At 69.4% G+C, this 19,926-nt stretch carries 15 protein-coding genes; 4 read left to right on the top strand and 11 right to left on the bottom strand.

Annotated elements, in window-relative coordinates; genetic code table 11:
* Positions 1-99 precede the first annotated feature (99 nt).
* The 4 genes from ACFPJ1_RS16020 (at position 100) to ACFPJ1_RS16005 (ending at position 3,658) form a co-directional block, all read left to right on the top strand.
* Positions 100-909, top strand: coding sequence for a PspA/IM30 family protein (locus ACFPJ1_RS16020; protein ID WP_380104523.1), 810 nt, complete (start codon positions 100-102; stop codon positions 907-909).
* Positions 909-1,184, top strand: coding sequence for a PspA-associated protein PspAA (pspAA, locus tag ACFPJ1_RS16015; protein ID WP_380104521.1), 276 nt, complete (start codon positions 909-911; stop codon positions 1,182-1,184). Before ACFPJ1_RS16020 ends, pspAA begins: the two co-directional genes overlap by 1 nt.
* A gap of 323 nt (positions 1,185-1,507) precedes the next feature.
* Positions 1,508-2,950 carry a sugar transferase gene (locus ACFPJ1_RS16010; protein WP_380104519.1) on the top strand — a complete coding sequence of 481 codons (1,443 nt, stop codon included), beginning with the start codon at positions 1,508-1,510 and terminating at the stop codon, positions 2,948-2,950.
* A 123-nt stretch (positions 2,951-3,073) separates the two neighbouring features.
* On the top strand, positions 3,074-3,658 hold the full coding sequence (locus tag ACFPJ1_RS16005) for an RNA polymerase sigma factor (RefSeq protein ID WP_380104517.1): 585 nt from the start codon (positions 3,074-3,076) through the stop codon (positions 3,656-3,658).
* Positions 3,659-3,774: 116 nt separating this feature from the next.
* On the opposite strand, the gene ACFPJ1_RS16000 is transcribed toward ACFPJ1_RS16005, so the two are convergent.
* The 11 genes from ACFPJ1_RS16000 to ACFPJ1_RS15950 all read right to left on the bottom strand — a co-directional run bounded on the left by ACFPJ1_RS16000 (position 3,775) and on the right by ACFPJ1_RS15950 (position 19,836).
* Positions 3,775-4,152 carry a hypothetical protein gene (locus ACFPJ1_RS16000; RefSeq protein ID WP_380104515.1) on the bottom strand — a complete coding sequence of 126 codons (378 nt, stop codon included), beginning with the start codon at positions 4,150-4,152 and terminating at the stop codon, positions 3,775-3,777.
* Positions 4,153-4,157: 5 nt separating this feature from the next.
* Positions 4,158-5,786 (bottom strand): right-handed parallel beta-helix repeat-containing protein, encoded by a 1,629-nt coding sequence (locus tag ACFPJ1_RS15995; RefSeq protein ID WP_380104513.1) that lies wholly within the window; start codon positions 5,784-5,786, stop codon positions 4,158-4,160.
* A 33-nt stretch (positions 5,787-5,819) separates the two neighbouring features.
* Complete coding sequence (locus ACFPJ1_RS15990; RefSeq protein WP_380104511.1) at positions 5,820-7,022, bottom strand: glycosyltransferase; 1,203 nt, start codon at positions 7,020-7,022, stop codon at positions 5,820-5,822.
* Entirely contained in the window at positions 7,019-8,254 is a 1,236-nt protein-coding gene (locus ACFPJ1_RS15985) for a hypothetical protein (protein ID WP_380104509.1), read from the bottom strand. The genes ACFPJ1_RS15990 and ACFPJ1_RS15985 overlap by 4 nt, the downstream gene beginning before the upstream one ends.
* Complete coding sequence (locus tag ACFPJ1_RS15980; RefSeq protein ID WP_380104507.1) at positions 8,251-9,882, bottom strand: YveK family protein; 1,632 nt, start codon at positions 9,880-9,882, stop codon at positions 8,251-8,253. The genes ACFPJ1_RS15985 and ACFPJ1_RS15980 overlap by 4 nt, the downstream gene beginning before the upstream one ends.
* Positions 9,879-11,096, bottom strand: a complete 1,218-nt coding sequence (locus ACFPJ1_RS15975; protein WP_380104505.1) for a Wzz/FepE/Etk N-terminal domain-containing protein — start codon at positions 11,094-11,096, stop codon at positions 9,879-9,881. The genes ACFPJ1_RS15980 and ACFPJ1_RS15975 overlap by 4 nt, the downstream gene beginning before the upstream one ends.
* A 79-nt stretch (positions 11,097-11,175) precedes the next feature.
* The gene (locus ACFPJ1_RS15970) at positions 11,176-13,095 is read right to left on the bottom strand and encodes an alginate lyase family protein (protein ID WP_380104503.1); all 1,920 of its coding nucleotides are present in this window, start codon (positions 13,093-13,095) and stop codon (positions 11,176-11,178) included.
* Positions 13,096-13,136: 41 nt separating this feature from the next.
* Positions 13,137-15,335 carry a bi-domain-containing oxidoreductase gene (locus ACFPJ1_RS15965; RefSeq protein ID WP_380104501.1) on the bottom strand — a complete coding sequence of 733 codons (2,199 nt, stop codon included), beginning with the start codon at positions 15,333-15,335 and terminating at the stop codon, positions 13,137-13,139.
* Between the two features lie 37 nt (positions 15,336-15,372).
* Complete coding sequence (gene asnB, locus ACFPJ1_RS15960; protein ID WP_380104499.1) at positions 15,373-17,283, bottom strand: asparagine synthase (glutamine-hydrolyzing); 1,911 nt, start codon at positions 17,281-17,283, stop codon at positions 15,373-15,375.
* 1 nt (position 17,284) lies between these two features.
* A complete protein-coding gene (locus ACFPJ1_RS15955; protein ID WP_380104497.1) occupies positions 17,285-18,517 on the bottom strand; it encodes a glycosyltransferase family 4 protein in 1,233 nt (410 codons plus the stop codon).
* Positions 18,514-19,836 carry a nucleotide sugar dehydrogenase gene (locus ACFPJ1_RS15950; RefSeq protein WP_380104495.1) on the bottom strand — a complete coding sequence of 441 codons (1,323 nt, stop codon included), beginning with the start codon at positions 19,834-19,836 and terminating at the stop codon, positions 18,514-18,516. Before ACFPJ1_RS15950 ends, ACFPJ1_RS15955 begins: the two co-directional genes overlap by 4 nt.
* Between the last annotated feature and the right edge of the window lie 90 nt (positions 19,837-19,926).

Here is a 19,926-nt window from a genome sequence, read left to right as displayed (position 1 = left end):
ATCGGGGCCGGTCCTGATGGTGTGGTGACCCGTAGGGACATAGGGTGGTTGACACGCACGCCGGGTCCACTCTCCGGCTCAGAAGGGGTACGGATATCGATGAGCATCTTCAAGAGGATGTCGACGATCTTCAAGGCCAAGGCCAACACGGCGCTCGACAAGGCAGAAGATCCTCGCGAAACCCTTGACTACTCGTATCAGAAGCAGCTCGAACTGCTGCAGAAGGTGCGGCGTGGTGTGGCCGACGTTGCCACCAGCCGGAAGCGGGTGGAGCTGCAGGCCTCGCAGCTGCAGTCCCAGTCGCAGAAGCTGCAGGACCAGGCCCAGAAGGCGCTCTCGATGGGCCGTGAGGACCTCGCTCGCGAGGCCCTGACCCGCAGGTCCGGGCTGCAGGGTCAGATCGACGACCTGACTGCCCAGCACGCCCAGCTGCAGGGCGAGGAGGAGAAGCTCACCCTCGCGTCGCAGCGGCTGCAGGCGAAGGTGGAGTCCTTCCGTACCCGCAAGGAGACGATCAAGGCGACCTACACGGCCGCCGAGGCGCAGACCCGGATCAACGAGGCCTTCTCCGGCATCTCCGAGGAGATGAGCGACGTCGGCCTGGCGGTCCAGCGTGCCGAGGACAAGACCCAGCAGATGCAGGCCCGGGCCGGCGCGATCGACGAGCTGCTAGCCTCCGGCGCGCTCGACGACGCCACCGGTACGAGCAAGGACAGCATCACCCTCGAGCTCGAGCGGATGTCGTCGAACTCCGACGTCGAGGACGAGCTGGCCGCGATGAAGGCACAGCTGGCCCCGGCCGAGGCGCCGAAGCAGCTGTCCCAGGACGCGCCCGGTGCGGCCCAGCCCCAGCAACCAGCCCAGCAGCCCGTGCAGCAGCCGGCTCGACCGCAGGACGGAGATGCGTGATGATCGTCCGGATCATGGGTGAAGGCCAGTACCGGCTGCCCGACGAGAAGCTCGACCAGCTGAACTCGATCGACTCCGACCTCGAGAAGGCCGTCTCGGCCGGCGACGACGGGGCTTTCGGTCCGGCGTTCGCCGCGCTGCTGGAGTTCGTCCGCGGCGGCGAGCGGGTCCCCGACGACGAGCTGCACGACTCCGACGCGATCCTGCCGCCGGGTGACAGCACCCTCGCCGAGATGCGTGAGCTGATCAGTGGCGACGGGCTGATCGCCGGCTGATCGCACTCCGTGATCATTTCAAGACCCCCGAGTCCGAACGGACCCGGGGGTCTTGGCGTTCTCAGGCCCGGTCGATTGCGCGCCGGTAAACAGTGGGATTCGCTACTGTCCTAACGCTTCCAGGCGTAGTACTCTCTGGGTCATTGCCGTTGTGGGGGCGGCATTACATCGAGGTCTGTGACGGGGTGTGGGGTTGTCGCAGATATCGATTCGCCTGTGGGGGGTGACTTTCTGTGACAGATTTTGTCGTGTCCGAAGGTTTGGCCGATTCGGCTGATCGAAGGCCGGTAGCGGTAGGGGACCGTCGCCGGCCGTTGTGGGTGGTGCCGGACGAAGTTCCGGCGATTGTGCCGCGCTCCGCCCGGTTCACCGAGGCGCGCTGGGTCGCGAAGTACCGGTGGGCCGCGCTGAGTGGCGATCTGATCGCCGCGCTGGTGGGTGTCTCGCTGGCCCTGGTGGCCCGGTTCGGGGCCCAGATCAACGTGGGGTACTTCGTGCTGGGGGCGGTGCTGCCGGTCGCCTGGCTGGCCTGTGTGGCCCTGGAGCGCGGGTATGAGACGCGCTACTTCGGCACCGGGCCGGAGGAGTTCCGGTCCATCCTGCGAGCCGCGGTCGCCTTGACCGCTCTCATCGCGGTCACGTCGTACGCGACCAAGAGCAACGTGGCTCGTGGTTTCGTCGTGCTCGCCGTGCCGATGACGTGTCTCGCGGCGCTGCTCGTCCGCTGGCTGCTGCATCGCAGCCTGGCCAGCCGGCGATTCGTCGGCCGCTGTATGCGCCGGGTGCTGATCGTGGGGCGCAACGAGCAGGTGACCACCTTGATGCGGCACCTGCAGGAGCGGCCGGCGGACGGCTACACCGTCGTCGCGACCTGCCTGCCGCGCGGAAGTGTGGGGGAGGAGCCCGACGCGGGCTCCGACAAGCTGGGGCGGACCGAGGTGGACATCCTCGCCGCGGTCGACATGTACGCCGTCGACGTGGTCGCGGTGGCCGCCGACCCGGAGCTCGGGGGGCAGTCCCTGCGGAGGCTCTCCTGGGCCCTCGAGCAGCGCGGCATCGACCTGGTCGTGTCGCCCGGCATCGTCGAGGTCGCCGGGCCGCGGATCTCGATCCGGCCGGTCGCGGGACTCTCGCTGCTGCACCTCGAGCGGCCGTCGGTCAGTGGTGGACCGCACCTGCTGAAGAACATCTTCGACCGGGTGGTCGGCTTCTTCCTGCTGCTGCTCGCCGCGCCGATCCTGCTCGTCGCCGCGGTACTGGTGAAAGTCACCAGCCGTGGGCCGGTGCTGTTCCGGCAGACCCGCGTGGGGCGGGCCGGTGACGAGTTCTCGATGCTGAAGTTCCGCAGCATGGTGGTGGACGCCGAGGAACGCAAGGCGGAACTGCACGAGCTGAGCGACGGCAACGACGTGCTCTTCAAGCTGCGCGACGATCCGCGGGTCACCCGGGTCGGCCGGTACCTGCGGCGCTTCTCGGTGGACGAGTTGCCGCAACTGGTGAACGTGCTGCGCGGTGAGATGTCGCTGGTCGGGCCTCGGCCGCCGCTCGCGACCGAGGTCGCGACGTACGCCATCGACGACGCCCGCCGGATGCTCGTCAAACCCGGCCTGACCGGCCTGTGGCAGGTGAGTGGCCGAAGCGACCTGACCTGGGAGGAGTCAGTCCGCCTCGACCTGCGCTACGTGGACAACTGGTCCATCGCGCTCGACCTGCTCATCTTGTGGAAGACCGCCCGGGCCGTGTTCGGCCGCGACGGCGCTTACTGATTCCACTTTCTGTTTCCACAGCCCGGCGGGGGGTCGCCCGGCTGTGCGCAAGTCGCACCACATCTCCGAGCACCACCACATACGAGCATCAAAGACAGATGTGTGTTCCCGAGGGGGGAATCCATGCCGAATCTCACTGTCGGCGGCGTTACCGATAAGGAAATGCAGGCCCGTTCCGAGGCCGCGAGCCTGGTCATCCTGGCTGCGGCCGGGGACCAGGCGGCCTGGAGCAAACTGGTCGACCACTATGCCCGGCTCGTCTGGGCCGTCACCCGGAGCTTCCGGCTCACCGACAGCGACGCGTCCGACGTCTCGCAGATGGTGTGGTTGCGGCTGCTGGAGCACATCGACCGGGTCGACCCGGTCCGGGTCGGCGCCTGGCTGGTCGTCACCACGCGGCGCGAATGCCTGCGGGTGCTGGCTTTCCGCAAGCGGGTGCTGCTCACCTACGAGTCGGACGCCTTCGAGGTCGTCGCCGGCGACCAGCCGGAGCTGGACGCGGAACTGCTGGCCGACGAGCGGGCGGTCGACGTACGGCGTGCGCTGGAAAGCCTGCCGGATCGCTGGCAGCAGCTGCTCGGCATGCTGATGGCGGACCCACCCGCCCCGTACGCCGAGATCTCCGAGAAGCTGGACATCCCGATCGGCAGCATCGGCCCGATCCGCGGCCGTTGCCTGGACAAACTCAGAGTGCTGCTCGCCTCTTGATCCCCCCGGGGCGCCCGGCCGCCGGCTCCTCCCGAGCCGACGGCCGGGTTGCTCTGCGTGCCGACCGCCGAGAGTGGCGGGGACGGCGGGTGGATCAGAGCAGCCTCAGGGCAGTCTCAGAGCAGGATCCAGGCTGTGCGGACCGGGCGCTGGGCGCCACCCGGCCAGCGGAGCAGGAAGCTCACCAGCCGGGGCGCCAGCGGCCCGTCCACGTCCGTTCCCCGCGCTTCGACCAGCACGGGACCGGCGGGGGAGACCCTGAGCTCCACCGTCAGATGCGCCTGCCCGCGGACCGCGACGTCGAGCGAGTGACCGTGCCCGGCGAACCGCAGCCGCCGTACCTCGTCGCCGCTGCTGCCCGGGCTGTCCACCAGGCTGTCGAACACCAGGTCCAGTACGTCGAGGTCCCGCTCGTGCCGCCCGAACGCGGCGTAGCCGACGGAGCGCAGCAGCTCGAGCTGCTCGCTTGCCACCTGCTCCGGGGGGCCCGCCATGGTCCTCAGCGCTGCCCTTGGACCTTGATCACGCTGTCGCGGTCCTGGTCGTACGGCGCGCCCTGCCAGGCGGACCAGTTCACCCGGGTGCCCTGACCGTGCACGACGAAGTTCCACGGACCGCCGTAGGTGTTGCTGTAGAAGCGGTTGCTCTGGTCGAACGTGATCGCGTCCTGGATCGTCTTCTCCTTGTACGGCGACCAGGCGGGGAAGGTGCCCCAGTTGGAGAACAGCCCGTTGTAGCCGCAGCCGCTGCGCGAGGCGCAGGACTTGCCGATCTTGTCCGGGTCGAGCGAGAAGACGTTGTCGTGCACGCGCACGTTCTGGGTCTTCCACCGGCAGTCGCCGATGTACGGCTGCTTGCTGATGGTGGTCGCGTTGCAGGTCTTCACGGTGACCGTCTTCGGGTTCACCAGGGTGCCCGAGCCGGTACTGGTGTTGGCCGGCGAGCCGGCGAACCGGTCCGCGTTCTCCCACAGGATCACGCCGGCCCAGTTGTCGGTGAACAGGTTCCCGGTGATCTCGAACGTCTCGTTGAACTCGGACGCCACCCGCTTGTCGCTGCCAGACTCCGAGATGTACACGGCCGAGGTCGGGAAGCCGCCGTTCCCCGGGCCCTTGCCGAGTCCGTTGCGGGCGAAGGTGTTGGCGCGGATGCTCGCGTTGTAGCTGGTCTCGTAGACGATGGCCTCCGAGGTGTTCTCGGAGAAGTAGTTGCCCTCGATCGCGAACCCGGCGTTGTTGGTGTCGGCCCAGATCCCGGCGCTGTTGTTGTTGTGCACCCAGTTGCTCCGGAACACCGCGCCGGTCGTCTCCCAGAACTTCCCGCCGCCGGTACAGCCACAGCCCGGCTTCAGGGTCTCCCAGTCGTCCTTGTTGTTGCCGGCGATCTCGTTGTTCTCGATCACGATGCTGGTGACCTTGTTCGGGCTGTAGGCGTTGAAGCCGTACTGGCCGTTGTCCTCCAGGCAGTTGCCGCGGATGAGGTTGCGGCTGCCGACCATCACGCCGGCGCCGGCGTTCTCGCGGATCGTGTTGCCCTCGACCTTCCAGCCGGTGGCGGCGTTGTGGTTGACCACGCCCTCGTCGCTGTTCGTCTTCGGGGCGCCGAAGTTCTGGATGGTCAGGTTCTTCACGGTCACGTTCGCCACGTAGCCGGTGAAGGCGTAGCGGTTGTTCTTCTGGCCGTCGAGGATCGCGCCGGGCGCGCCCAGGTAGACGTTGCCCTCCTTCGGGATCACCTGCGCGAACGGGCCGACGCCGAGCTTGTGCGTGCCCGCGACCAGCCAGAAGGTGGTGCCGGCCGGACTGGCCTCGGTGATCTCGTTCAGGTTCTGCGTCGTGGCGACGGTGACCGCTCCAGCCGGTGCGGTGCTCGGGCCGGACAGCGCGGCCTTGTTGCCGCAGATCTTGGCGGGCGGTGCGGTCGGGGCGGTGACGGGTTGCGCCGATCCCGTCCCGGTCGGGCCGGTCTGCGCCGTGTCCTTCGTCGGATCACCGTCGCCGGCGACGTACGTGTACCCGCCCACCAGCAGGCCGGCGACCAGGACCAGTCCCGCGGTGATCAGGACGCCTCGGCGCCGGTACCACGCGGGGCCCGGGCCGGTCGGCCGGGACGAATCGCGTTGTTCCATGACACTTCCTTCGGGGGGCGAGCGGCTCGCTGGCTAGTGGTGAATCGACACCGACTGGCGGATGGCGAACCGGTAGATGTCGAGCAGTTGCTCGATGTTGCGATGGGGGTCGTGCTGTTCCTCGTACGTCGCCCGGGCGTGGCGGCCGTACTCCTCGTACCTTTCGGGTGACGTGTCGACGTCGAGCAGCAGCTTCCCCAGCGCGTCCGGCTGCCCTGGTTCGAAGAGTGCGCCGTCGACACCGTCGCTGATCAGGTCGGGGAACGATCCGTGGCCGGAGGCGAGCAGCGGTACGCCGACCGCCATCGCCTCGACCACCACGAGCCCGAAGGTCTCCTCCCACTCCGACGGGAGGAGCACCGCCCGGGACCGGCCGATCAGCTCGAAGCACTGCTCCTTGGTGAGATGCCCGGCGAGCTCGACAGACGGGCGGTCCGCGGCCCAGGCCGTCACCTCGTCCAGGAGCGGACCGCCACCGGCGATGACGAGCCGGAGGGCGTCGTCACCGGCCAGCGCGCGGTACGCGTCCCAGCTCTTCATCAGCAGCGGCGCACCCTTGGGCGCGTCCAGCCGGCCGATGTAGGCCACCTGCCGTTGCCGCCGTCCGCCGACCGGTCCGTCGTACGGGACCAGGTTGTGCTTGACGAAGGTCCTTTCCGGCTCGAACCCCATCGCGCCCAGCAGTTGGCGCTGCGAGTCGGAGATGAAGATGTACGCCGAGACGAGGTCGCGCCAGCTCCGGCGATGTGTGCGTGCGGCCAGCACGGTCGGGCCGGTGGCGAGCACCGAGCCGCGGTAGCACCGATGGACCAGCGCGGACGTCGGGTTGCCGCCGGCACAGTCGTGGCAGACCTCGCCGTCGCGGAAGAAGTCACCGCTGGCGCAGAGCAGCTTGTAGTTGTGCAGGGTCGCGACGACGGGGACACCCGCGTCGCGGCACGCGTAGAGCACGGACGGGCTGAGCAGCGGGAAGGTGTTGTGGACGTGCACGACGTCGGGCCGGTACTCCGCCAGGGTCTGCGCCAGATCCCGTTTGGTGGCGGGGTTCCAGATCACCCGGGCGGGCAACGTCGCCTTCTGCCAGGCCGACCAGCGCTCGATCTCGTCGCTGAGCCGTCCGAAGGTCTCGACCTCGTGGCCGAGGGCGGCCAGGGCGGCACCCTCCTGCTCGACCACGCGGTTCTCGCCGCTCGGTGCGGTGGATCGGTAGGTGTTGTGCACCAGCAGGATCTTCATCGCACTCCTTCACGGGAGGTACCCGAGTACACCAGGCACGCGGCCAGCGTGAGCTCGAGCAGGTACGGCGACGCGTCGCTGAGGCCGCTCTCGGTGAAGGAGGCGACCACGCAGTAGGCGACGAGGAAGAGCGCCAGGGCCCGGCGCGGACCCTGCGGCTGGAACCACGCGGCGGTCAGGAGGAACAGCAGCATCGTCACGTTGATGGCGATGCCGACCAGACCGATGTCGTAGTACGTGCCCAGCCAGTTGCTGTCGATCGGCAGGCCGTTGAAGGACTTGTTGGACAGCCCGAAGCCGAACAGCGTCTCCCAGGTCGAGCGCGGTGCGGCCAGGATCGACTCCCAGACCATGCGGCGGCCGGTCAGCGCGGCCAGGTCCTCCGTGTCCTGGCCACGGGCGAGCCAGGTGGTCACCACAGACCCCACCGTCAGCGCTCCGACGGTGAAGAAGGCGAGACCGATCGCGAACGACTTGCGCACCCGCGCCCGCGACATGAACAGGCTCAGCCCGCCGACCACGACGCCGGCCAGGAGAGCGACCAGCGCGGTACGAGTGTGGGTCAGCAGCAGGACCGGCACGGCCAGCAGGACACTGATCAGCGCCAGGTTGCGCCGGAGCAGTCCGGACAGCCACAGCATCGTGGTCAGACCGGTGGCCACCGCCGCGTAGTGACCGACCTGGGTCGGCGGGATCGGCCAGAGGATACCTCCGAGCCGGTCATCGGTGAGTGCCACTCCCGGTGCGACCAGCAGGCCGACCAGAACCGAGCCGAGCACGATCCACAGGAACATCAGGTGCGTTCGCAGCAGCAACAGGTCGCGGCGGGTCCACCACGGAGTGAGCAACCACAGCACCGCGACGAACAGGATCAGCCGGACCGCGCGGTAGAGCGCGCCGAACAGGAACTCGGCGCCGATACTCGCCACCAGTGACTCCGACGCCAGCAGCCCCAGCAGGAAGATCCAGACGCTCGGCCGGATCCGCGCGGGCCGGTTCACGGTGAGCGCCAGCAGCAGGGCGGCCGGCAGGGACGCCTGGGCGATCAGTTTGCCCACCATGCCCGGGATCGGCAGCAGGTGCGGCGAGCCGGGGAAGAACGTCAGCACGTTCAGCACCAGCAGGCCCCAGACCGCCTGGACCCGGCGGCGGCGCCGGCGTTCCGGTCTGACGACCCGCCGCCCGCCCGCGTCGCCGGCGAGCCGCGCGCCGATCGTGGCGAGGGCGCTCATCGGCCGAACATCTCGATGTCCCCGGTCCTGGTCGACCCGGCCTCGGCCTCCGCGACGCCGACCCCCTCGTCGGTGTGGTCGGCGCGCAGTACCACGGTGGTGTCGATCTGGAGGCCGGCCAGCCGCAGCATCTCACCGGTGGCGTGGATCTTCGTCGCCGTCGAGCGGCCGGACGTCACCACGACAGCGGCCCGGGAGGCCCAGGTACCGAGGTGGTCGGCGCCGAGCGCCGGGGTCAGAGTGGCAAGCGTGAGCACCAGGTCTGCGACATCCCAGGCCGCGTCGAGCGCGATGTCCCCGGTGTCCAGCGGGCGGTTGTTGTCGCCCAGCCGCAGGTAGCAGCCCTCGGTGGGGCCGCTGTCGCGCTCCGGCAGAAAGACGTCGAGGCGGGTGCCCGCCTCGCTGAACCGCGACTCGTGCGTGCCGACGGTCTTGACGCCGAGCAGGTCCGCGAGCTGTCCGGTTCCGGACAGGTCGGCCACCAGGACGTGCCTGCCCTCCTGGGCCACCGAAAGGGCCAGGGAGGCAACGGCCAGGGCACAGGCCGGGACGTCGTCGACACTGACCACGGCCAGCGCCGGGGTCGGGACCTTGCCCCAGTAGATCCGCTGGTCGAGGTGCTGCACCATCAGCCGGACCTCGGGGTGCTGCTGCTGGGACTTGCGCAGGTAGCTCGGGAACGGCCACCAGCGCAGCCGCGGCGGCCGGCCCACGCTGAGCCGGACCCGGGACCCCAGCGACTGGGCGATGTCCTGCCGCTTCCACAGCTTGTCGGACAGCAGCGCCCGGACGACCACGAAGCCGAGCCCGATGAAGAGCCCGCCGATCAACCCGGTGCCGGCGCTGATCACCAGCGTCCGCTTGGCCGAGGTCGGCACCGGAGCGGCCTCGTCGAGCATCCGGCTGCTGTTCATCCGGGAGGCCGCGACCTCCTGGTCGATGATCTGCTGCTGGATGTACGTCAGCCGGTCCCTGGCGATGTTGAGCTTGGACATCTCAGGGCTGTTGGGGTCCTTCGGATCCTTCAGATTCTCGCCGGCGACCCGGGCGGCCGCTTCGGCCTCGGCGACCAAGGTGGTGGCTACGACCTGGTCACGGCGCAGCGGGACCTCCTGCTGCGCGACCTGCTCCCTGCGGAAGGTCAGGTAGGTCTGCGCCAGTACGGTGGCCAGCCGGGTCGCCTCGTCGCTGGTCTCGGCCCCCACCGAGATCTCGAGCACTCGGTCGGTCAGGGCGGTGACGGTGTAGGCCTTGAGCAGGTCGTCCGGCGTCTCGGGCAGCTTGAGCCGGTCGATCACCCGCTGCGCGACGGTGTGCGTGGTCACCAGGCTCACGTCCGTGGCCATCGCGCGAGCCGGGTCGTCGCCGTCGCGGTGGGTCAGCAGGATCCGCGCCGACGAGACGCTGGCCGCGGGCAGCAGGGTGGGCATCGCCAGTCCGGCGGCCAGGCCGACGATCGCGAGCACGATCCAGACCCGCGCATGCCGGCGGATCGCGTCCCGCAGGAACCGAAAGGTGACCAGGCTGTCCGGCGGGAAGGCGGTCGTCCGCTCATCGGCGAACAGGTCGTCGTCATCGTCCCAGACCGGGTCGGCGCGGAAGGGCTCGGAGGACGGCTGGTTGCTCATCTGTTCGTCCTCCTCGCCGTACCGGTGAGGATGGTGGGCAGCCGGGAACCGGAGCGGCGGGTGGATTGCGAGACCCGGCCGATGGTCCGGTCGGACGGATCCGGATCGGTCACCACCAGACCGTCGATAGTGCGGTCGTCGGCCGCGGCCGCGACGGCCAGCCGGGCGAGCTCCTCGGCTGTCACCGACCCGGCGGACAGGGCGACGATCGTGCTGGTGGTGCGGGCGGCACCGGTCAGGTGCGGCGTGTCCCGGTCGACCACCACCAGGTGGATGCCGAGGGCAACCTTGCCGGCGGGTTCGTGGTGGCTGTCCACCACGATCGAGGTGGAGATGCCGATCGAGTTCGCGAAGGCCGCGAGCTGCGGGCCGAGCGTGCGCGACTTGTCGTCCTCGGCGAACGAGATGACGGTCAGCGAGACCGGCGAGCCGCCCTTCACGTCCAGGCCGAGGTGGTGCAGCGTCTTGCGCAGGCTCCACGCCTCGACGGCTGTCGGTGAGTAGTGCTCCAGCAGGTACGCCCAGTCCGACACGTCCTGGGCCCGGTACGAGGAGACCGACGCGAGCACGGGCATCCCGACCGCGTCCGAGATCTCGTCTCGCAGTCGCAGCCGGCGATCGCCGCGCACCCTGGCCAGCACGCCGATCGAGCCGGCGACGGCCCCCAGCAATGCCCCCAGCAGGCCGAAGATCCCCAGATGGACCGCCATGTTGCCGCCTCTTGCGGTCGTAGCTTCCTCCAGCACGCGAGCCCCCGTTTTCTTCCCCAGGTCGCCGGGGAGCTTCTGGTCCGTGGTGACGAAGACCAGATAGACCTCGGCGACGGCGTTGGCCAACCGCGTCGCCTGTGCAGCCGAGGTTCCCCGTGCGTCGATCTTGATGACGTCCTGCGTCACAGCGGCGACCTTCACCCGGTCACGGACCACCTTGGTGGCCAGCGGCGGGGTGAGGTTCTGGCCGGCGCTCTTGAGCACCGGCTCGCTGTCGGCGATGAACACCTGCGTCTCGATGGCCTGCGTGCCGGCCGCCTTCTCCGCGTCGGTCGCGGGCGGCGGTGGCAGTACCACCAGGGACGTCGCGGTGTGCAGTGGTGGCTCCACCAGGGCGTAGACGATCCCGCCGAGCAGACCCACCGCGGCCGCCAGTGCGACCCAGCGGCGGTGCCGCCGGATCGCTCGCCAGGACTTCTTGACGTCCAGCTCCTGTGTGCTCACAGGCCCCTCCAGTCGAACGCCGTCGGTTGGTTCCTGTAATAGAGGGCGCTGAACGGAGGCTGATACAGCAAAAGGCCGGTCAGTGACGGAATCGGAACTTGCTGATCAGCGGAGTCCCCGCTTCGGCGTGCCCGGAACCGACCAGAGTTGTGCTCGCGATCTTGTGCCCGAAGCGCGGCGAGTACCAGCCGAGGATCGGGTTGGTTTCCCCGTGGTGGGTGCTCCAGACCAGACCCGCCGGCAGCTCCACGGTCGCAGTACCGGTCGGCCACTGGAGTCGGCCGACGGAGCCGTCCAGTTCGATGCTCACCTCCGGCCCGAGATGCCAAGCCAGCCGTACAGGCGCCGCCGCATCGATCCGGTCCTCGACCCGCAGTACTCCGTTGTCCAGGGTGACCGCTCGCTGATGCGTGACGGGCGGCTCGGCAGCCTGGTACCCGTCGTGCGCGGCGCTCCAGGTGGCGACGTCGCCGTCGGCCGAGAAGTGCTCGGTTCGACCGGTCGCGCCGCGGAGCCAGAGGAACGCCCCGCCCTGCACGGATTGCTCGGCCCCCGCGACCTCGAGGGTGTTGTGGCCGATCGTCGAGCGAAAGTAGTTCCGCCAGTCCTCTTCGCCGTGGTAGCAGTACGTCCCGGGGTCGGCCAGGACGTCCACCCCGCCGACCCGGACCTCGAGCGAGAGCGCGTCGGAGTGGGCGTGCGCCGCGATGGACAGGAAGCCGTGCGGCCCCACGTCCCCGCGGCACCAGATCTCCGGGCCCTCGTCGCGGCTGTGCAGGATCGTGACGCCCGCGTCCGTCAAATGCTCGGGCCGCTTGTCCGGCCGATCGGCCTGAACACGCTGCTTCACCAGGGATCCAGCCAGTACTGCGGCCGTCGTGACGGGCGTCTGCGGCCACCAGGAGGCACGCCCCACCAGGGCTGCACCCAGGGAGAGGAAGGCCGACCAGTTGGTCAGATCGGGTGGATCGAGCACCAGCACCTGGCCCTCGTCGTCGTCACCCTGACGCGGTGGGCGCAGGGTCTCGTCGACGATCGCCGCGGCCACGTCGACCGTCCGCGTCAGCAGGGACCAGGTCCGGTCCGACAGTGGATGACCCGACGCGTCGGCCTCGACAGCGGCGTACAGGCCGAGCTCGGAGACGAAGCGGTGGTAGTCGGTGGCCAGCTCGCGGTTGACCCCGGACGGGAACGTGTTCGCGTCCAGCTCGCGTTCCAGCAGGGTTGCCGCGTCCCGCCGCCAGCGGCCGCTCTCGGCGTACCAGGGGAAGGCGCAGGCGGCCGCGAGTTGTCCCGCGGCCTCGGCGATCACGTGGTTGTTCGCCGACGACCCGCGGCTGCGGAAGGCGGCCAGATAGCGCTGGTGCCAGTGGATCTGCCGGACCGCGAGCTCGTTGTGCTCGAACAGGTCGCCGACCTCGGGCCAGTCGTCCAGCAGGCGCCGGATCCAGGTCCAGCTGATCAGCCGGGTGCCGACCTCGATCCCGCTGGTCCAGTGGATCCCGGACAGGAACGGGTTCGTCCGCCACCAGTCGTTCAGCTGCTCCGCCACGCGGTCGGCGTAGGCGTCGTCGTGGGTCAGGAACCAGGCCGCGGCGAGCTGGGTCAGGTGGTGGTGCCGGGACAACTCCCAGACCTGCTTGACGTTCCCGACGAGTTCCTCGGAGCGATGGTTCAGCCGGAACGCGTACTGCGCGGGGTCGGACCGCCGCCCGGTGACCGGGTCGCGGAACCAGTCCGGCGACCGCAGATCGGTGCGATCGACGCCGAGCACCTCGAGTTCGCCGGCCATGATCGCGTCCGCTGTGGCGAGCACCGCCTTGCAGGCTTCCTCCGGTACGGCGGTCACCGTGGCGGGCGGCAGCGTCGAGGCGAAGGGCCTCTCGTACCGCCCGGGCGGGTGCCCGTTGACGTCCTCGCCGGGTCGCACCTGTTGGTACGCCCAGGTCGTCCGGCGCGCGTGGTCCCGGGTACGCCAGACCAGCTCGGTGGGCGACATCCTCCGCAGGCGGCGGACGTACCAACCCACTGACTGGCGGCTCACACTGGCTCCGGACGGCCGCTGGCCAGGCTCCGATCCACGGCGATGGTGGCACGTGTGGTGGCGATCAGCGAGTCGAAGGAGATCGGCATCGGCCCACCCGAGCGCACCGCGGCCACGAAGCGCTCGAGCTCGTGCCGCTGGCCCTTGTCCGTGCCACCGCGAGCCTTGCGGGTGGCCGGGCGCCGGCCGGTCCACAGTGACGCCTTCTGGAAGTTGTCGAACCGGGCGTTCCGGCCGCCGCCGGTGATGTCGATCGTCTCCTTCGGGAACCGCGCGTTGCCGCCGCTGACGTAGCTGATGGTGCCGGTCGACCCGTTCTCGTACCGCAGGTTCACCGTCACGTCCCCGGCGTCCGGGCCGGGCATCGCGTAGACCTCGGTCGGCAGGCTGTCCAGCCACCACGACAGCGTGTCGATGAAGTGGCCGCCCTCGCCGGCGAACCGGGTGCCCTCGCGGTCCTGGTCGAGATACCAGCTGCTGGAGTCCAGCCGGCCGGCGTTCACCAGGTAGCGCAGCGACGAGCCGCCGCCGGGATCGCCGTACCGCGACCGCAGGTCGGTGAGCAGCGGGGCGAACCGGCGGTTGAAGCCGACCATCAGCCGGTCGTTGCCGGTGGCATCGACCACGGCGACGATCCGGTCCACGTCGGCCGCGGTCAGCGCGAGCGGCTTCTCGACGAAGACCGCCTTGCCCTGTTCGAGTGCGCGACACGTCAGGTCGGCGTGGCTGCTGTGCCTGGTGACCACGAACACCGCGTCGAGCGAGTCGTCGGTCAGAACCGCGTCCGCGTCGGTGGAGATGTTCTCGAAGCCGAATCGCCGCTGGGCGTTGGCCGCGGAAAGCGACTTGTTCGTGGCGACATGGGCCAGGGCGGCGTCCTCGTTCTTCGCCAGGTGCGGCAGCAGCATCGAGGACGCGTAGTTGCCCGCGCCGACGAACCCGAGCCGCACCTTGCCCGCGGTACCGGTGGTCGTCCGTTCCGGCCGCACCGGCTGCTGGGCAGGTTGCGGTATGGCCTGGGGGAGCGGCCCGGAGTCCGGGTATTCGAAGAGGAAGCCGACGCCGGGCAGCGCGCCCGTGCTCAGCTGCTGGTAGACCTCGGTCGCGTCCGCGATCGGGAAGATCCTTGCGACCAGAGACGACACGTCGATCTGCTCGCGGGCGATCAGGTCGATGAAGCACTCCAGGTTCCGGCGCTCGGTCCACCGGACGTACCCGGCCGGGTAGTCGATGCCCTCGAGCTCGTACCGGTCGTCGTACCGGCCGGGTCCGTACGACCGGGAGAACCGGACGTCCAGTTCCTTGTCGTAGTAGGCGTTCCACGGCAGGTCGAGCTTGGTCTTGCCGATGTCGACGATGCGCGCCCGGTCGCGAGCCAGCCGTGCCGCCGTCTCGACCGGTCCGTTGGAGTTGCCCCCGGCGGCCAGCAGGACGTGATCGGCGCCGAGCCCGTTGCTCGCGCCGAGCAGGGCCCGCTCCAGTGTCGCGATCCCCGCCTCGTCGGCGGAGGAGCAGGCGATCGCCCCGGCCTTCTCCGCCATCCGGCAGCGGTCGTCGACCGTGTCGATGCCGAACACCCGCACTCCGGCCGCGACCAGCAGCCGTACCACGAGCTGGCCGACCAGACCGAGCCCGATCACCACGGCCGTGTCGCCGAGCTGGACCTCCGACTGCCGGACGCCGTGCATCGCGATCGCGCCGACCGTCGAGAAGGCGGCCTGTTCGGCCGGCACTCCGTCGGGCACCGGCACGCACAGGTTGACCGGGATCCAGTTGTACTCCGCGTGCAGGGCGAACTCGTTGCCCGCGGCAGCCACCAGCTGGCCGACGCTGAACTCCTCGGCGCCCTTGCCGACCTCGACGACGACACCGCACAGCGAGTAGCCCAGCGGCGTGTACGAGTCGAGCTTGTTCATCACCTTCTTGTAGGTGTTCACCGCGCCCTGCTGGACGACGGAGTCCAGCACCTTCTTCACCTGGTCCGGACGGGCCCGCGCCTTGCCGACCATCGACAACCGCGCCTCGCCGACCTTCATCAGCTCGGTACCGGTGGAGATCAGCGAGTATAGGGACCGGACCAGCACGCCACCGGGCGCGCAGGAGGGCGGTGGCACGTCGAGAACCGCGAGCTCACCGGACTTGTAGTTCTGCGCTACCTGCTTCATGGTCGTCTCTCGCTCGGGTAGGAGTGTCATGTGCTGGCAGTCCTTTTTGTAGCTATCGCACGTTTCTTCATGTGCTGACGCCTTGTTCCTTCAGATGCCTGCACCAGGTCTCCAAGGTCAGCAGCTGCCAGATCTGCTTGGAGTAGTCCTGGCGGCCGGCCCGTTCGTCCTCGACGAGGCGGGCGACGGCCTGTCGCTGGAGGAAGCCGCTGCCGACCAGCTCGCCGTTCAGCAGCACGTCGTCGACGAGCTCGCGCAGGTCGTTGCGGACCCAGGCGCGCAGCGGCGCGCTGAACGACGCCTTCGGCCGGTAGATGATCTCCTTCGGCAACCAGGCCTCGGCCGCCCGCTTCAGCGCGAGCTTGCCCTGCCGCCCCTGGATCTTGTCCTTGCCCGGGATCGAGAACGCCGCGCGGAACACCTCCGGGTCCACGAACGGGGTCCGCACCTCGGTGGACGCCGCCATGCTGGACCGGTCGGTGTACGCCAGGTTCAGGCCGGGCAGGAACATCCGCGAGTCCGCCAGGCACATACGGCTCACGTGGTCGTCGAGCGTGGTGTCGTGGTACAGGTCGCTGTGCTCGGCGAGCAGCTTGCCGACGTACGGCTCGAGGTCCGGGTTCAGCAGCCCGGCCAGCTCGTCGGCGTCGTACATCGTGTAGCTGCGCCGGAACGCGGCCTCCTCGGGGAGGTCCGCGAAGGTGAGGAACCGCTTCGCCCAGCGCGCGTACCGCAGCCCGCGGCCGTTCGCCGTGACGGGCAGTCGCCGGACCGCGGGACCGATCATGCCGTTGCGTACTACGCCGGGCAGTTGCTGGTAGCGGGCGCCCATCACACAGGCGAGGTGCTTGCGGTAGCCGCCGAAGAGTTCGTCGGCGCCCATCCCGGACAACAGCACCTTGACCCCGGCGTCGCGGGCCGCGTCGCACATCAGCAGCGTGTTGATCGCGGCCGGGTCGCCGATCGGCTCGTCCAGGATGTCGACGATCCGGGGGAGCAGCTCGACCACGTCCGGCGCGATCTCGATCTCGTGCAGGTCGACCCCGAACTGCGCCGCCACCTTGCGGGCGTAGATCGCGTCGTCGGGCATCGCCTCGAGTTTCTGGTCCTGCGCCCGGAAGGTGATCGTGTACGCGTCGATGTTCGGATCGCTGCGCTTCGCCAGCACGGTGACCAGGCTGGAGTCGAGGCCGCCACTGAGGAAGGTCGACACCGGTACGTCGGCCACGAGGTGCGCGGCGACCGACTCCTCGATCACCTGGCGCAGGTCGGCCGGCGGCCCGGCGGCTGCCTCGGCCGCGACGTCCGCCACCCGCCAGTACGTCTCGTGCCGGCTGGTGCCGTCGGGGCGGAACTCGGCCCACGAGCCGGCCGGGAGCTTCTCCACACCCTCGATCGCACACCGCTGCTCGGGCAGCCAGTAGTACAGCATCGATGCGATCAGCGCGCCGGGATCGGTCCGTAGCTCCGGGCCGATCGCCGAGACGAGGGCCTTCAGCTCGGACGCGAAGATGACTCCGCCGTGCCGGCGGAGGAAGTAGAGCGGCTTGATGCCGAGTGGGTCGCGGGCGAGGTACAGGCTGCCGCTCTGCTCATCCAGTATCGCGAAGGCGTACATGCCCCGGAACCGGGGCAGCGCCGCCGGACCCCAGCGCCGCCAGGCCTCCAGCACCACCTCGGTGTCCGAGCTGGTGACGAAGGTTGAGCCGGACGCGGCCAGTTCGGCCCGCAGCTCCTTGTAGTTGTAGAGCTCGCCGTTGTAGCTGATCGTCAGGCCCTGCTTCGACAGCGGCTGGTCGGCCGCGCCGGACAGGTCGATGATCGAGAGCCGGCGATGCGCGAGGTAGGCGTTGATGCGGCCGTCCTCGACGATGTGGACCCCGGTCGCGTCCGGGCCGCGGTGCGCGATCCGCTCGCTCATCGTCTCGGTCAGGACGAGCCCGTCGTGCTGCTGGTAGCAGCCGGCGATTCCGCACACGTCAGGACCCCGCAGCCCGGGCAGAGACGTCGCCGACCTCGATGTCGCGACCGGTCAGCCGGTCGTAGACCGCCAGGTAGGCCTTCTGCTGGTGCTCCCAGGCGAGCACCTGCTCGACCCGTTCGCGCCCGAACTTGGCCATCCGGCGGCGGCGGACCTCGTCGTCCAGCAGTTCGACGATCGCGTGACCGTACTTCTCCACGTCGTTCGGCTCGACGTACACGGCGGCGTCGTCGGCGGAGACCCGGGTCTCGACCAGGTCGAAGGCGACCACCGGGAGCTCGTAGGCCATGTACTCCATCGTCTTGTTCATCGTGGACACGTCGTTCAGCGGATTCTTCGGGTCCGGTGACAGGCCCAGGTCGGCGGTGGACATCACCCGCTGGACGGTCTCGTCCGGCACCCGCCCGGTGAACTCGACGTGGTCGGCCAGGCCGAGCTCGTCGCGCAGCGCCACCACCTCGTCGAAGGAGTCACCGCTGCCCATCAGGGTGAACGCCACGTCCTTGCGGCCGAGCTTGTTGACCACCTCGTTCGCGGCCCGGACGACGATGTCGACGCCGTCCTGCGGGCCCATCACGCCGATGTAGGAGACCAGGTACCGGTGGCCGCGCAGGCAGGACTCGTCGGCCTGGCCGCGCCGCAGCTTGTCGGGGTCCGGACCGGTCCGGACGACGGTGACGTCGTCGGTCGCCTTGCCACTGCGGGTGATCGCGATCTTGCGGTACGAGTCGTTCGTCGAGATGACGTGGTCCGCCTTGCGGTGCGTCATCCGCTCCAGGAACCGCAGGCCCTTGTACGGCAGGCCCGCCGCGTCCGGGAAGCGCGACTGGTAGAGCTCGGGGCACAGGTCGTGGTGGTCGAAGACGAACCTGGTGCCGTCGATCCGGCGCAGCAGCATCGCGATCGGCCAGAAGATGTCCGGCGGGTTGCACGCCTGCATCACCTGGAACTTCCCCGCGCGCCGGGCCCGCAGTACGAGCCGGAGCGTCTGCAGGAAGGAGTAGACGTACTCCGCGATGTAGCCGAACTTGCTGCCACCCGGCGAGTAGCCGCGGTACTGGTGCGCGACGACACCGTCGATCACCTGGTACGCCGGGTCGCCCGGCCCCTTCGGGCAGACCACCGTCACGTTGTACCCGGCCCCGACCAGCGCCTGGCACTCCAGCCAGACGCGGCGGTCGAACGGGATGTGCAGGTTCTGGATGATGATCAGTACGCGTGGCCTCTTCACCAGCCGACTCCCTCGTACCCGGCCAGCGCCTCGACCTGTGCGCCGAGCCGGCCGCTGAGGTCGATGGTCCGGGCCGGCGGGTGGCTGAGCAGCGCCTCGACCGCCTCGGCGTCCGTGGTGGACACCAGAGCCAGGTCGGCACCGCGCAGCGCCTCGACCGGGTCGCCGGTCAGCACCCGTTGCAGGTGCGGCAGCTTCGACTCGACGTGCCGCTTGTTCGCGCCGACCAGCCGGCTCGGGTTCACGATCGAGTCGTAGATCCGCAGGTTGTAGCCCTTACCGATCAACCGCTCGGCGAGCTCCACGCTCGGGCTCTCGCGCAGGTCGTCGGTCGCGGTCTTGAAGCTCAGCCCGAGCAGGGCGACCTCGCGCCCGGGGCTGGCCAGGACGCGGTCGACGACGTCGCGCACGATCAGCTCGTTGGTGGCCAGCGTGCCGGCCAGCAGCGGGAGATCGGTGTCGTTCGTCCGGGCCAGGTGCAGCACCGAGCGAAGGTCCTTCGGCAGGCACGAACCGCCGAACGCGAACCCCGGCCGCAGGTAGTACGGCGAGATGTTCAGGCTGGTGTCCTGGCAGAAGATCTCCATCACCTGGCGCGAGTCGACGCCGTAGAAGCGGAAGATCCGGCCCATCTCGTTGGCGAACGACACCTTCGTCGCGTGGAACGCGTTGCAGGCGTACTTGAGCGCTTCGGCGGTGCGCACGTCGACCACCTGGACCGGCGTCGGCAGGAAGCCGAACAGCTCGGTCAGCGCGTCGCCCACCCGGGCGTCGGCGGTGCCGACGACGACGAACGGCGGCGCGAAGAAGTCCGCCAGGCCGGAGCCCTCGCGGAGGAACTCCGGGCACATGGCGGTGCCGAAGGTGAAGCCGCCGGTCGACAGCTCGCCGGCCAGGGCGGGACCGACGACGTCGTCGACGGTACCGGGAGGCACGGTGCTGCGGATGACGATGCTGTGGAAGCCGGAGTCCGGCGGCGCGACGTCCTTCGCGGCCGCGGCGATGTCCTGCACCGCCCGGCGGATGTAGGTGAGATCGGTACTGCCGCTGGCGGTCGACGGCGTCCCCACGCAGATCAGGGAGACGTCCGCCCCTTCCAAGGCCAGGCGTGGATCCGTGGTCGCGTGCAACCTGCCCGCGGCGACCCCGCTCGCCATCAACTCGTCGAGACCGGGCTCGACGACCGGGCTGCGACCCTCGGTGATCGGATCGACCTTCGCGGTGTCGACGTCCACTCCCCAGACGTCGTGGCCGTTGGCGGCGAGGCAGGCGGCGGTCACCGACCCCACGTAACCCAAGCCGAATACGGCAACCTTCATAACGCCCCCAATGTGTGCGGTCAGGCAGTGCTGAAGAGAGCAGCGGCATACCGGGCCTGATACAGAAACTTTTCGATGTATCAGACGCCC

It is taken from the genome of Kribbella qitaiheensis (assembly GCF_042657745.1).
Classification (GTDB): Bacteria; Actinomycetota; Actinomycetes; order Propionibacteriales; family Kribbellaceae; genus Kribbella; species Kribbella qitaiheensis.
This window is presented reverse-complemented; position numbering and strand designations above follow the sequence as displayed.